We start from the raw sequence: 12,725 nt of genomic DNA, 5'->3' as shown, positions 1-12,725 counted from the left end.
ATAGCAAAGCAAAGAGTGGCAACCCATTATAAAAAGGTCGTCTGAAAAGCCTTTAGCCTTTCAGACGACCTTTTATCTGCTGATAATCCTATTGCGCCTTAGTTTCAGTTACAAAGCCGATTTTACTGATACCGGCTTCACGCGCAGCTTCGAGCGCCTTATTGACGTATTCGTACTCGACTGCTTTATCAGCCGCAATTGCTACGATCGTATCCGCATTTTCCTGCTTCTCGGTTTTCAAACGTGAAATCACCGTATCAATATCGACTTTAGTCGCAGAATCACCACCGACATAGTAGCTGCCGTTGGCATCTATCGTCAGTCGCAGCGGGTCTTTAGGCTGCTTTTCCTTCTGCTTTGCCGCTTTTTCCGAAGCGGTCGGCAATTCCAAAGGAATCGAGTGGGTCAATACGGGCATGGTGATCATGAAAACGATCAACAACACCAGCATAACATCGACCAAAGGCGTAACGTTGATGTCCGACATCGGCGCGTCATCGCCGGAATTCATTGAGCCGAATGCCATAATTTAGTCCTTTTGATTCAACAGGCGGACGTGTAAATCGTGTGCGAAAGCGTCCATATCTTGAGAGAGGGTTTTCTTACCGCGATTGAGGAAGTTGTACGCCAAAACAGCAGGAATGGCGACAAACAAACCGGCAGCAGTAGATACCAACGCCTCACCAATCGGACCGGCAACGGCAGCAATACTCATTTGTCCGCTTTGACCGATATTGATTAAAGCATGGTAAATTCCCCAAACCGTACCGAATAAGCCGATAAATGGAGCGGTTGCACCAATGGATGCCAAAGCAGTCATACCGTAGTCAAACTGGCGCATGGCTTGCTCCATACTGTTTCGGATCTGAATGACGAGGTATTCGTTCAAAGGCAGTTCGGTAGTAAGTGTTTTCGCATTGCTTTGACGATAGCTTTGGTAGGCACGCAGGGATTCGTCCGCCACACGGCTCATCGGTGAATCGATGCTTTTCACTTTTTGTACCGCTTCCGACAGCGTAAAAGCATTTAGCATTTGCGTTTTTACTTCAGCATTGGCACTTTTGGCTTTTTTCAGTTTGATAGTGCGCAGGATAATCAGGCACCAAGTAACAATGCTCATCACCAGCATCAGTACGAATACACTAATCAGGACGAAATCGCCTGATTCAAACACTAATTTCAAATCCATAATTTTTCCAGATTAAAAATAAAATTAAAAAATTTCTTTTTTGTCAAAATACAGGTAATTCGCGTTCATTTACTGAAGTTGGAAATTAATTTTACCCCGGTATTCTGTCAAACGGTTTGTAGGGTATCTGCTGCCGGCGGCAGTAGCTGCCTTCCTTGCTGCATTATCCAAACGTTGGAATCCGCTACTTTTAGTTACGGTAACTTTTACAACCTTACCACCGGGCTGAACAAGAATAGATAAATGAACTACTCCTTCCTCCCCATTTTCTAGAGAGAGGGGCGGGTAAGCTGGTGTAGGCAGGAAACCTTTATCTACGACAGCAGGAGGGCCACCGCTTCCACCTCCTGCACCTCCGCCGCTACCGGTACCTGATCCATGCTCACCTTTGGCACCGCCACTGCCTGATCCACTGCCCTCACCGCGTCCGCTGCCGGTACCTTTCGTACCGCCACCACTTCCTTTACCCTCACCGTGAAGGGCCTTACCTTCTCCACTGCCTTTTCCGTTTTCCGCAGTATTCGGACCGGTTTTAGTACCGGTGTATTCCGAAGCTTGAGGTGCAGGCTTGGATTCTGTTTTAGGTTCAGGCTTAGGCTCTGGGCGTGGCTCCGGTTTAGGCTCAGGTTTGGGTTCCGGCTTAGGTTCAGGTTTCGGTTTTTCAACCGGCTTCGGCTTCTCTTTAGGCTGCTGGATATCAGCATCCTCTTTTTTCGTCACCACCGGCTTGATAACAGGCTTTGTAGGCTCAACCGGCTTGGGTTTCGGTTTTGGCTTTTCAGGCTCAGGGATCTTTTCCGGAGCCGCCGGCGCACCTTCGCCCTCAGGACTACCGTCTCCACCACCATCGCCGCCCAAATCTGCCAAATCGACAAACTCAATATTCATCATTTCCGGCACAGGCGGCTTGTGTGCTTGCCATAACAACGCGACCAAACCCGCGTGGATTAAAACCACCGAGATGACGACTGCTGGAGTTAAAATTCGTTCTTTATTCATAATCAACGCATGATAATAGCAACAATTTGTGTTTGCAACCCATTTTTACATTTGTTTTTTAGTGAATATCCATTTAAAAATATTTCCTCATTTTAATATCATACGCATGATTTTTTGATATTGCTATTCATTATCATAGCAGGCAAAAGAAAAAGAGGACTTAATGCCTCAGTTGATTGGGTTAGAATGTATTTAATGAAAAAAGTTCATCATCTAACCAGATTACGAACAAAAAAAATCACGATAACGAAACAAATTTAATGATATACAAATATATCTGATTGCGGCTTATTTTTTTTCAGGCTTATTTTAGTCACTACAAACAGGAAACCCATGGAAATGGAAAGAAAATTTTTTACCTAAATTGGGTGATAAGCTGCCTGAAATAAAAACCTTACCTGTTCAAAATGTTGCAATCATCAGAATAAATCAAATGTCTCCATCTTCGCCTAAGACGCAAACACCTATTGATAACTTAAATTTCATAAAATCGTATCATGCCGACTTATTACTCATTTTTTCTACAAAAATTTCAATTCTCGGCTCATACAACAAATCATAAGTCGGCTTGTTAAGCAAATCCTGCAAAGTAAACCCGTCCAAATGTGCAAAGAAAGCCTTAATCGCTCCGCCCAAAATACCGGCAAGACGGCAGGATGGCGTAATCAGACATTCATTGTTTTCTCCCATGCATTCGACAATCTGCATGGGTTCAAGATGGCGCACGACCGCGCCGACATTGATTTTATCGGGTGTGTCGGCAAGACGTAGTCCGCCTCCTTTACCTCTTATACTGGTCAGAAATCCGCCTTTGACAAGCGCGGTAACGACTTTCATCAAATGACTTTTGGAGATGTTATAGGCTTCGGCAATGGTTCCGATATTGACTAACGAATCGTCGTTTATGGCCGCATAAATCAATACCCGCAGACCATAATCCGTATGTTGCGTCAGATACATGGTTTTCTCTGTTTGAATATATTATTTTTTGGAACGGCGGCAGTGTGTCCTAAGGAGAACTGTCGCCGTTATGTGTTTGACTTTATATATGATTAAGTTTCATAATATCTGAAACATTTGAATTAATCTAGTGCAGTTTGATAATTTATTATCATTATAATCAAATATTATGAAGCCGTTAAAACGCCATCCAGCACTTATCGAACTTTCCCGCGAACACCATCATGCTCTTTCGCTCTGTGTCCGCCTTCTGCGTACGCCTGCAGAAAGTCATCAGACAGAGTTGGAAGCCCATTTTATTGAATTAGAACCGCATTTTGCTGAAGAGGAGGTCATGTTTGCTCCATATTGGCAAAATATCCCCGCTGCGATGCGTGAGCGTTTCGAGAAGGAACACGCTAAATTGCGCGGTATGATGGCAAATCCTAAATATCTTAATGAAGAGTGGAATAAGGACTTTGCCGTTACTCTGCGCGACCATGCGCGCTTTGAAGAGCGCGAACTGTTTCCCGCAGTCGAGCCGTTCCTGCCGCCGCCTGGAGGAATCTGACAAGAAGGTCGTCTGAAAAGTCAAAAACGCGATGTCAGCTTTTTCAGACGACCCCTTCCTATCTATTCAAATTTAAAATAAACCATTCCAAAAAAACAAACCAAGGAACTACCATGACCGCCTTTTTCAAACACCCTGTTTGGGCAATGGCATTCCGCCCGTTCTACTCTCTGGCGGCACTATACGGCGCACTGTCCATCCTGCTTTGGGGCTTCGGCTATACGGGTACGCCCGAGTTGCGCGGCTTTTACTGGCACGCCCATGAAATGATTTGGGGGTATGCCGGACTTGTCGTCATTGCCTTCCTGTTGACCGCTGTTGCCACCTGGACAGGGCAGCCGCCTACACGCGGAGGCGTTTTAGTTGGGTTAACCGCACTTTGGCTCGCAGCGCGGATTGCGGTTTTCATTCCAGGTTGGGGCGCAACCGCAAGCGGCATACTCGGTACGCTGTTTTTCTGGTATGGCGCAGTTTGCATGGCATTGCCTGTTATCCAGTCTAAGAACAAACGCAACTATGTCGCCGTATTCGCCATCGTCGTACTAGGCTGCACGCACGCCGCATTCCACTTTCAACTGCATGCCGGAAACGCAGCCGCACTTCTCAGCGGGTTGCAATCCGGTTTGATTATGGTTGCAGGCTTTATCGGTCTTATCGGCATGCGGATTATTTCATTCTTTACCTCCAAACGCCTGAACGTTCCGCAAATCCCCAGCCCGGTATGGGTGGCACACGCATCCCTTTGGTTGCCTATGTTGACTGCCATGCTGATGGCGCACCAAGCCCTGCCTTGGCTCTCATCTGCTTTTGCTTTTGCAGCGGGCGTGATTTTTACCGTGCAGGTTTACCGCTGGTGGTATAAAGCCGTTTTGAAAGAGCCGATGCTGTGGATTTTGTTTGCGGGTTATTTGTTCACTGGCTTGGGACTGATTGCCGTCGGAGCTTCTTACTTCCATACCCCATTCCTCAACCTCGGCGTACACCTTATCGGCGTCGGCGGTATCGGTGTTCTGACCTTAGGCATGATGGCACGCACCGCGCTTGGGCATACCGGCAACTCTATTTACCCGCCGCCCAAATCCGTACCCATTGCCTTTTGGTTGATGATTGCTTCTACGGTTATCCGTATGGTGGCGATTTTCGTCAGTGGTACCGGCTATGTCCACAGTATCCGCACCTCCTCAGTCCTGTTTGCGCTGGCGCTGCTGCTTTACGCATGGAAATACATCCCTTGGCTCATCCGTCCGCGTGCGGATGGCAAACCGGGTTAATCGAATCAAGCATATCAAACGAAAGGTCGTCTGAAACCTGTTTCCAAGTTTTCAAACGACCTTTCGTTTTATCAATCAGGCTCCCGTGTCCAATACATCTCGACAAACTGTATTCGATAGCAGCATAAAAATAAGCTTGGCCTGACGACTAATGCTGCGCCAATACTTATCACGAAGTTTAGCGTGGATCTTACCTGCGCAAAAGCCCCAGCTCAAAATTCAATGAATAACTAAAAGAGCCATGCAAAAGAAAAAGGAAAGGTCGTCTGAAAACCTGTTTCCAAGTTTTCAGACGACCTCTTGGTCTTCATACGCTTACACGAACCAATCAGAAAAACAGCTCGCGCCAACTGATACGTTGCAGACCGCAGATACGACCCTTCACTTCAAGCGACCCTTTATCCTTCTGATTCAACCTTTCATCCTTCTTATTCAACAATAAACTACGGTGATCATCTTCTTTACCGGAGAAGCATTTATTGTTAGGCGTACCAGAACCATAACCCAGCTCTTTATCCGTACCTGTACCACCGCTGTCACCATCGGCGGTAACGGGATCGTCTGTACGCTTGTTCGGATCGATAAAGGTGAAGCTGGCAATAATACCTTCTAGAGTCAAACCGTTGGCGTATTGCGTACCGAAACCACTCAATTCACGCTTAAATATATCAGGTGTAAAACGTGCGCTACGGTTATTGAGTGCACCGCCATTATCAGCATTGATGCCAAGGAAGGTTGTACTGGTCACGGTTGACTTATTGTTGCTGACAGGCAGACACAAGTCTTTTTCCGCCTCTTCCTTGCCGATGGTTTTACCACCATCTGAAGTGTATTTGCGTATTGTAACGATGGCAGTACGCAGAATCATGGTCGGCTTAATGCTGACACGCTCGCCAGAACCTAGATTGATGAACCAGCCCTTATGGGCGTCTTCAATTTTTTTGTTACTCAGATACAATGCTTTGCCGGTTTTCGGCTGATCATTTTCATCTTTGTATGACTGCTCTACCTCAGTAATCGTTTGCTCGCGCAGGTTTTGCTCGGTAACATCCTGATTTGTCTTGTCTTCGAATAGATCTTTCGGCGCTTTATCCAGTTTTTGGAAAATACCGTAAATCGATTGTGTTTCAGTATTGCTCAAATCACTTTGGTAGATTTCGCTACCTGTACCGAAAATCACGACGTATTCCTTAGCTCCTTTTCGTGATACGGCAGGAGCCGAGGTAATCGGCTTGCTTGACGAACCTGAGAAGATTTTGACCGCAGTCCAATTTTTCGGCGTTTCACCGCGCAGGTCGAAGCGGTACATATTACCCCCTCTATCACCTGCAAAGGCAAAATCGACAACTCCGTCAAAATCGGTATCAAGCAGTGTCGGTGTGGACAGACCGCCTACACCGCCCGACACGATAATTTTCGCCAACTCTTTACCTGCCTTATCTTCTTCTCCCGCAGACTGACCGCGTTTCTCGCCTGTACCGACTTCTTTACCAAGCATTTCGTAAACATATAACGCAGTTTCGTTGGCTGTCGCATCCTTTTCTTCAGCTGCGTAGCCGCTGGCAAGAAAGCCCGCATAGCGAATATTTTCCTCCAGTTTGACACTACCATCGGTTTCACGTTTGATGGAAACGCGACCGATTTGCGGCGTACCGATGGTAAAGCCCAAAGTATTGTCTTTCCCTTTGGCCGTTTCAAACAAAGGAACTTTATCACTCCAAGCAGCCGCATCCAGACCGGTATTGGTGGTTTGATCTTCTTTACCGCCTATATTGAGAGCGTATGCGCCACGTCCGCCTTGCCCCATCGCGCCAAACATAAACACGCGCTGCTGAAACTTACTGCCTTGTTCTGCAACAGGGGTCTGACGCAGGGTAAAACCGCCGTTTACACCATATTTATGGTTTTCAATGGATTTTCCGTAATCCGCATGCGCAATGTCTTTCAATGCTTTGGCAAGCGTAATCGGGTTACCCGAAGCATCATTTTCGCGCTCCATTGCAGAAGGAAGATAGCTGACTTTCAAATCATAAGGATGGTTACCATCCGTACTTTGGAAAATATGCACCATACCGTCATTGGCTGCGGCAACCAAATATTTGCGGCGACCATGCTCCTGATTGCCGACTGCAGCAACAGAACCATCCAAAATATCACCCAAATCACGCTCTCCGGCCTTACGGACACGGTAAGGACTGTATGCACTGTCATCACTACCAACCCTGCCCGTCCAATTGAGCAGCTTTTTCCATTCGTCTTTGTCACTACTCTCAATACCGAAATAGGCATTGCTGACTTTGTCATCAGTGATGGCGCCGATAAAGTAAGTATTAGAACCTGTGTTAATCAACGTTTTACGATTACCAAAGGAAGGTTGAGTGTCGGTATCAGTACTGCTCCTTCTGCCTTTTTCATTCAATTTCTTAAATAAAATCTGACTACTCCAAGAACCGGTATTCAGCTTGATGGTTGCCGCCAGATCAGGAATACCACTGCTGGAAGTTGCAGGCGCAGTACCACCCTCACCTTCAAATTTCGGGTTTGCACTATCATTCGAAATCAGACTGATAATTTTATTAAATGCTTCCAGTAAATCTTTTGGTTGCGCCGCATTGAAATACCCATCGTCTTGGCTCGCTCCTCTGGTCAGATACTTTTTACCTGTATCAGAAAGAGTGTTGCCAAAACCGACTGTAAAAGTCTGAACCAACTGCTTGCTATAATCCACCCCTTTGGGGTCGATATTAGGATCACCATCCCAACTTACACCCGCCTCATCCTTACCGTTACCGTCAGCTGCAGTTTTAATATCTTTGGAAGCAAGCGTCTTACTGAAAAAGCGGATACCGCCCTCTACACCGTTATAGCCGTCAGTAGTATCCCAAAAGTTGGAAATCCAAGGAGTACTATCATCATTAGGTTTCTCTCGTCGGCATAATCCTCCCAATTGCGCAGTGGAAAGACCTTTCATCGGAGACGGACCGAAATATTTATATGCAGAAACAAAGGCAGGGTCCCGATAACTCTGCCCTCGCGCAGCGTTATATACGTTGTAGTTGTAGTAAGTCATCCGATACGCGCCATTTCGCTCATTGCTCCAATTATTATTTCCATCATAATTGAAACGATGGTGAAACTCTGGTCCTGCAGAAAAACTGCACGACAAGTTGGCATCGCCGTCAGACATCATGACGACATAAGACTTCTGACAGCGGTATTTGATATTCGGCATCACCGTTGTGGCGACAACCTCGTAATAACGGCGGGTAGAAGGCGTATAGCCAGACGGACTCATACCGTCCACCAGGGTTTTCATCTGCTCCCATGAAGTATTGAATGTTTCATCCCCGTTGGTGTAATTCTTTTTGGTACGCTTTTTGGGATCTGCGTTGTTTGGATCGTTTTCGGTATTGACCAAAGCCTGCAAGCCCCAGTTGAATTTATCTTTATGCTCATCCAAAACGGCATGCAACGCTTCTTTCGTTACTTCCATCCGCGTTTTATTGGTACCACCTCCTGCCCCCCATCCCATACTCCCGGAGTTATCAATAAAAAACATAATGTTATGTTTAATTTTTGGCTGCTCGATAATCTGAGATTCGTTTTGCAGGTAAAGCGGGGTTTTGGCAAATTGCGCTTGCGCTTGCGATGCTGCCCCCATCAGGGCGAGCGCGGAGGCGATGCTGTAAATCATCGGACGGACGGTACCGGGGAAACGTGAAAGGTTGTTTTTCATAATGCGTTCTTTTTTCGTAAAATCGTCGGTTGACGGATGATGACGTTGTTTTTATTTTCTCGGAATGTGATTCTAACATTTACAATGTCATTTATGTGCAGTTCCGAATATTTTTTTGCCTGATACAGGGGACAAATGGTGAAAATGAAACAGACCGCATGATTATTAAGGTAGAAACTATCTTAGGATACAACTTGAACGATGCGGCTTTTTGACGTAGAATGCATTGCTTCTACGGCATAGGCAGCTATGCCTGAAAAAGCACGTTACGCAGCAAAATCAAGGCTGCGGGGCGTGTTTTTTTTTAGCCGATATTTTCTCAGGCGGTCTTTTTTGTAAACAATTTTCAGACGACCCCTGCCCGTTTCTGCAAACCGACCATCATCAGGCAAACAGGATTCATCATGACCACTCCGGCTCTTCTCGTTCTCGCTGACGGCAGCGTATTTCACGGCACATCAATCGGTTACGAAGGTTCGACTTCCGGCGAAGTCGTGTTCAACACTTCCATGACCGGCTATCAGGAAATCCTGACCGACCCGTCCTACTGCAAACAAATCGTTACCCTTACCTACCCCCACATCGGCAATACCGGCACCAACGCCGAAGACGAAGAAAGCCGCAGCGTTTATGCCGCAGGCTTGATTATCCGCGACCTGCCGCTGCTGCACAGCAACTTCCGCGCCTCCGAAAGCCTGCACGACTATCTCGTGCGTAATAAAACCGTCGCCATCGCCGACATCGACACCCGTCGCCTGACCACGCTGCTACGCGAAAAAGGCGCACAAGGAGGCGCGATTTTGACCGGCGCGGATGCCACGGTTGAAAAAGCGCAAGAACTCATCGCCGCGTTCGGCAGCATGGTCGGCAAAGACTTGGCAAAAGAAGTTTCCTGCACAGAAGCCTACGAATGGACCGAAGGCGAATGGGCGCTGGGCAAAGGTTTCGTTACCCCTGCCGAACAGCCGTTCCACGTCGTCGCCTACGATTTCGGCGTGAAAACCAACATCCTGCGCATGCTCGCCTCACGCGGCTGCCGCCTGACCGTTGTCCCAGCACAAACCAGCGCGGAAGACGTGTTGGCACTCAACCCCGACGGCGTGTTCCTCTCCAACGGCCCCGGCGACCCCGAACCTTGCGACTACGCCATCGAAGCCGTGCAAAAACTGATGGCAAGCGGCAAACCCATCTTCGGCATCTGCTTGGGACACCAGCTCATCAGCCTCGCCATCGGCGCGAAAACCCTGAAAATGCACTTCAGCCACCACGGCGCGAACCACCCCGTTCAAGATTTGGACAGCGGCAAAGTCGTCATCACCAGCCAAAACCACGGCTTCGCCGTCGATGCCGACACCCTACCCGCCAACGCAAGAATTACCCACAAATCCTTGTTCGACAACACCTTGCAAGGCATCGAGCTGACCGACAAACCCGTGTTCTGCTTCCAAGGCCACCCCGAAGCCAGCCCCGGCCCGCAGGATGTCAGCTATCTGTTTGACAAATTCATTGACAATATGAAAGCGGCAAAACAATAAACCGCCTTTTCAGACGACCTCTCAACTCAACAAGGTCGTCTGAAAAATCCCCCCCTCAAGTCAGAAAGGAAACCCCATGACTGAAAAACAAATGCGCGTCCTCTCCGTCGTCGCCACCCTGACCGCCGTAGGCATGTACGTTTCCTATATCCCGCAAATCCAAAACAACCTCGCAGGCAACCCTGGCTCGCCGCTGCAACCACTCGTCGCCGCCATCAACTGCACATTATGGGTTGCCTACGGCTTTTTGAAAGAAAAACGCGACTACCCCGTTATGCTGGCAAACGCCCCCGGTATCATTTTGGGCTTGATTACCTTTATCACCAGCTTTTAAAAACCATACCGATTTCATGTCGGTCAAACACTGGCCGGCCTTACTCACCACCATCAACATAAGGATTAACCCTATGAAAAAAGTAGCCCTGTTTATCGCATTAATCGGCGCATTATCCGCGTGCAACACCATCCACTCCGTCGCACGCGACGCCAATACAGCCGTACAAGCATGGAATGACGACTACCAAAAACAAAACAATCGCTAACACATTACACCAAACCACAAGGCGGTTTACCCGTCAAACCGCCTGAAGAAAACCCACCCATAAAGGCATTTCATGAAAAAAACGGCTTTACTCCTCTGCCTGCTTATGAGCACCCCCGCCTTCGCAGGTGACAAAACCATCGACCTGAAAAAAATCAGCCAACTCGGCGCGGATATCTTCGATTCCGCCACCCAAGGCGTCTACAAAACCATCTCTGAAAGCAGCAAAACCATAGCCAATTCAGAATGCGCCATCCCGACAACCGCCGCAGAATTGGAGCAATTTTCCGTAGACCACTGCCTGAAAGAACCCGCCATGGCAGGCAGCATCTACATGGATCAGGCACTCAAGCAAAAAGGGGCAAGGGTCGATGAAGGCGCAAGAAGCCTAGAAAACCTATCCAATAAAATCTTAGAAGGCGTACAAACCATCATAGACATAGAATAAAACCACATTCGGCAACTCAGCACCCACCACTCAATACACCATAACAAACTAACGTTCTCAACATTACCGGAAAGAAACTCACCAAGACCTACATACAAAACGCCAAGATTTTTTCAGACGACCTCAAGGGTGGGTTGAATTGGCAAGCCCGACGTTTTTGTACGATTACGCGTGTTATGCTGTTTTTTAAGCTAATCTACACTTATAGTGGATTAAATTTAAATCAGGACAAGGCGACGAAGCCGCAGACAGTACAGATAGTACGACAAGGCGAGGCAACGCCGTACTGGTTTAAAGTTAATCCACTATACTGAAAATAGATGGTCATCAAGGCGTTTTCCACACCCAATAATAAAAAAATGAACCCGCCCGAAAAACTATTGACCGCCGACAACCCCACCCTGAATCAACGCGCCAAGGCTATGCGTCAAGAAATGAGCGAGGCGGAAGCGAAATTGTGGCAGCACCTGCGGGCAGGCCGTCTGAACGGCTATAAATTCCGCCGCCAGCAGCCGATGGGAAATTATATTGTTGATTTTATGTGCGTAACGCCCAAGCTGATTATCGAAGCAGACGGAGGGCAGCACACAGAACAAGCCGCATACGACCACGCGCGGACGGCATATCTCAACAGCCTGGGCTTTACCGTGCTGCGTTTTTGGAATCACGAGATTTTGCAGCAGACAAACGATGTGCTGACAGAAATCCTGCGTGTGTTACAGGAATTGGAAAAGCAGCCTGCACGGTAGCAGATGGCTGATTTTGATTGGATTATTGGAAATTATAGGGTGCAGGCTGCCTGAATTGAGCATTTATAAAGGTCATCTGAAAAGCAAAAAGTAGCCTGCACAACCTGTTTTCCTTGCAGAACCCTTAACTCCAGCAGATACCCCGTCCTCTCTCCCCGTGGGAGAGAGCTAGAGAGAGGGCAACAAGCCGCAAGGCTTGTATTTTGGGCGGTTAGGGTGTTGGGGAAGGTTGCCGAAATTTGGAGAATGCCCTCTCCCCAACCCTCCCCCACAGGGGAGGGAGCGGGTTGCAGCAGGCTTTACGGTTGCAGGCGGTTTGAAAAGCAACTTGGATTTACAACTGTTGATGCAGGTCGTCTGAAAAATAAAAAACAGTCTGCACAACCTATTTTCCTTGCAGACCCCTTAACCCCAACAGCCACCCCGTCCTCTCTCCTGTGGGAGAGAGTTAGAGAGAGGGCAACAAGCCGCAAGGCTTGTATTTGGGCGGTTAGGGTGCTGGGAAAGATTGCCTCAATTCGAGGAATTCCCTCTCCCCAGCCCTCCCCCACAGGGGAGGGAGCAGGTTGCAGCAGTTTTTGCGGTTGCAGGCGGTTTAAAAAGCAGCTTGGGTTTACTGTCGTTGATTTTAGGTCGTCTGAAAAGTAAAAAACAGCCTGCACAACCTGTTTTCCTTGAAGAACCCTTAATTCCAACAGCCGCCCGGTCCTCTCTCTCCGTGGGAGAGAGTTAGAGAGAGGGCAACAA

Annotated in this window: 12 protein-coding genes and 1 pseudogene; 8 read left to right on the top strand and 5 right to left on the bottom strand. The window is 47.9% G+C overall.

What is annotated here, in order from left to right:
* Positions 1–88 precede the first annotated feature (88 nt).
* The 4 genes from MON37_RS01995 to MON37_RS01980 all read right to left on the bottom strand — a co-directional run bounded on the left by MON37_RS01995 (position 89) and on the right by MON37_RS01980 (position 3,148).
* A complete protein-coding gene (locus tag MON37_RS01995; RefSeq protein ID WP_039406683.1) occupies positions 89–526 on the bottom strand; it encodes an ExbD/TolR family protein in 438 nt (145 codons plus the stop codon).
* 3 nt (positions 527–529) lie between these two features.
* Positions 530–1,189 carry a MotA/TolQ/ExbB proton channel family protein gene (locus tag MON37_RS01990; protein WP_039406686.1) on the bottom strand — a complete coding sequence of 220 codons (660 nt, stop codon included), beginning with the start codon at positions 1,187–1,189 and terminating at the stop codon, positions 530–532.
* Between the two features lie 69 nt (positions 1,190–1,258).
* Positions 1,259–2,188 carry a TonB family protein gene (locus tag MON37_RS01985; protein ID WP_039406689.1) on the bottom strand — a complete coding sequence of 310 codons (930 nt, stop codon included), beginning with the start codon at positions 2,186–2,188 and terminating at the stop codon, positions 1,259–1,261.
* 495 nt (positions 2,189–2,683) lie between these two features.
* Positions 2,684–3,148, bottom strand: a complete 465-nt coding sequence (locus MON37_RS01980) for an Rrf2 family transcriptional regulator (protein WP_039406692.1) — start codon at positions 3,146–3,148, stop codon at positions 2,684–2,686.
* 169 nt (positions 3,149–3,317) lie between these two features.
* Here MON37_RS01980 and MON37_RS01975 point away from each other — a divergent pair, with 169 nt between their 5' ends.
* Positions 3,318–3,698 (top strand): hemerythrin domain-containing protein, encoded by a 381-nt coding sequence (locus MON37_RS01975; protein WP_039406694.1) that lies wholly within the window; start codon positions 3,318–3,320, stop codon positions 3,696–3,698.
* A 113-nt stretch (positions 3,699–3,811) separates the two neighbouring features.
* Positions 3,812–4,969, top strand: coding sequence for an NnrS family protein (locus tag MON37_RS01970; protein WP_039406697.1), 1,158 nt, complete (start codon positions 3,812–3,814; stop codon positions 4,967–4,969).
* Between the two features lie 328 nt (positions 4,970–5,297).
* Here MON37_RS01970 and pilC read toward each other — a convergent pair whose 3' ends face one another.
* Positions 5,298–8,705, bottom strand: coding sequence for a PilC family type IV pilus tip adhesin (gene pilC / locus MON37_RS01965; protein ID WP_039406700.1), 3,408 nt, complete (start codon positions 8,703–8,705; stop codon positions 5,298–5,300).
* Between the two features lie 404 nt (positions 8,706–9,109).
* On the opposite strand from pilC, the gene carA reads away from it, so the two are divergent.
* From carA to MON37_RS01940, 6 genes and pseudogenes are all read left to right on the top strand, one after another.
* A complete protein-coding gene (gene carA / locus MON37_RS01960) occupies positions 9,110–10,240 on the top strand; it encodes a glutamine-hydrolyzing carbamoyl-phosphate synthase small subunit (RefSeq protein WP_039406703.1) in 1,131 nt (376 codons plus the stop codon).
* A 76-nt stretch (positions 10,241–10,316) separates the two neighbouring features.
* Positions 10,317–10,574 carry a SemiSWEET family transporter gene (locus tag MON37_RS01955; protein ID WP_003686764.1) on the top strand — a complete coding sequence of 86 codons (258 nt, stop codon included), beginning with the start codon at positions 10,317–10,319 and terminating at the stop codon, positions 10,572–10,574.
* Between the two features lie 73 nt (positions 10,575–10,647).
* Positions 10,648–10,782, top strand: a complete 135-nt coding sequence (locus tag MON37_RS12290; RefSeq protein ID WP_003761118.1) for a hypothetical protein — start codon at positions 10,648–10,650, stop codon at positions 10,780–10,782.
* Between the two features lie 72 nt (positions 10,783–10,854).
* A complete protein-coding gene (locus MON37_RS01950) occupies positions 10,855–11,229 on the top strand; it encodes a hypothetical protein (RefSeq protein ID WP_039406711.1) in 375 nt (124 codons plus the stop codon).
* A gap of 203 nt (positions 11,230–11,432) precedes the next feature.
* A pseudogene (locus tag MON37_RS01945) lies at positions 11,433–11,540 on the top strand (IS5/IS1182 family transposase); the annotation flags it as partial.
* A 48-nt stretch (positions 11,541–11,588) separates the two neighbouring features.
* A complete protein-coding gene (locus tag MON37_RS01940; RefSeq protein WP_039406824.1) occupies positions 11,589–11,978 on the top strand; it encodes an endonuclease domain-containing protein in 390 nt (129 codons plus the stop codon).
* Positions 11,979–12,725 lie beyond the last annotated feature (747 nt).

The sequence above is a fragment of the Morococcus cerebrosus genome, assembly GCF_022749515.1.
GTDB lineage: Bacteria > Pseudomonadota > Gammaproteobacteria > Burkholderiales > Neisseriaceae > Neisseria > Neisseria cerebrosa.
Note: the sequence above shows the minus strand (reverse complement) of the source record. Positions and strands in the feature narration are given on the sequence as shown.

What these genes read in the sequence shown, in the direction of transcription:
- MON37_RS01995 (WP_039406683.1), bottom strand. Translation starts at nt 526, where the DNA reads ATGGCATTCGGCTCAATGAATTCCGGCGATGACGCGCCGATGTCGGAC.
- MON37_RS01990 (WP_039406686.1), bottom strand. Translation starts at nt 1,189, where the DNA reads ATGGATTTGAAATTAGTGTTTGAATCAGGCGATTTCGTCCTGATTAGT.
- MON37_RS01985 (WP_039406689.1), bottom strand. Translation starts at nt 2,188, where the DNA reads ATGAATAAAGAACGAATTTTAACTCCAGCAGTCGTCATCTCGGTGGTT.
- MON37_RS01980 (WP_039406692.1), bottom strand. Translation starts at nt 3,148, where the DNA reads ATGTATCTGACGCAACATACGGATTATGGTCTGCGGGTATTGATTTAT.
- MON37_RS01975 (WP_039406694.1), top strand. Translation starts at nt 3,318, where the DNA reads ATGAAGCCGTTAAAACGCCATCCAGCACTTATCGAACTTTCCCGCGAA.
- MON37_RS01970 (WP_039406697.1), top strand. Translation starts at nt 3,812, where the DNA reads ATGACCGCCTTTTTCAAACACCCTGTTTGGGCAATGGCATTCCGCCCG.
- pilC (WP_039406700.1), bottom strand. Translation starts at nt 8,705, where the DNA reads ATGAAAAACAACCTTTCACGTTTCCCCGGTACCGTCCGTCCGATGATT.
- carA (WP_039406703.1), top strand. Translation starts at nt 9,110, where the DNA reads ATGACCACTCCGGCTCTTCTCGTTCTCGCTGACGGCAGCGTATTTCAC.
- MON37_RS01955 (WP_003686764.1), top strand. Translation starts at nt 10,317, where the DNA reads ATGACTGAAAAACAAATGCGCGTCCTCTCCGTCGTCGCCACCCTGACC.
- MON37_RS12290 (WP_003761118.1), top strand. Translation starts at nt 10,648, where the DNA reads ATGAAAAAAGTAGCCCTGTTTATCGCATTAATCGGCGCATTATCCGCG.
- MON37_RS01950 (WP_039406711.1), top strand. Translation starts at nt 10,855, where the DNA reads ATGAAAAAAACGGCTTTACTCCTCTGCCTGCTTATGAGCACCCCCGCC.
- MON37_RS01940 (WP_039406824.1), top strand. Translation starts at nt 11,589, where the DNA reads ATGAACCCGCCCGAAAAACTATTGACCGCCGACAACCCCACCCTGAAT.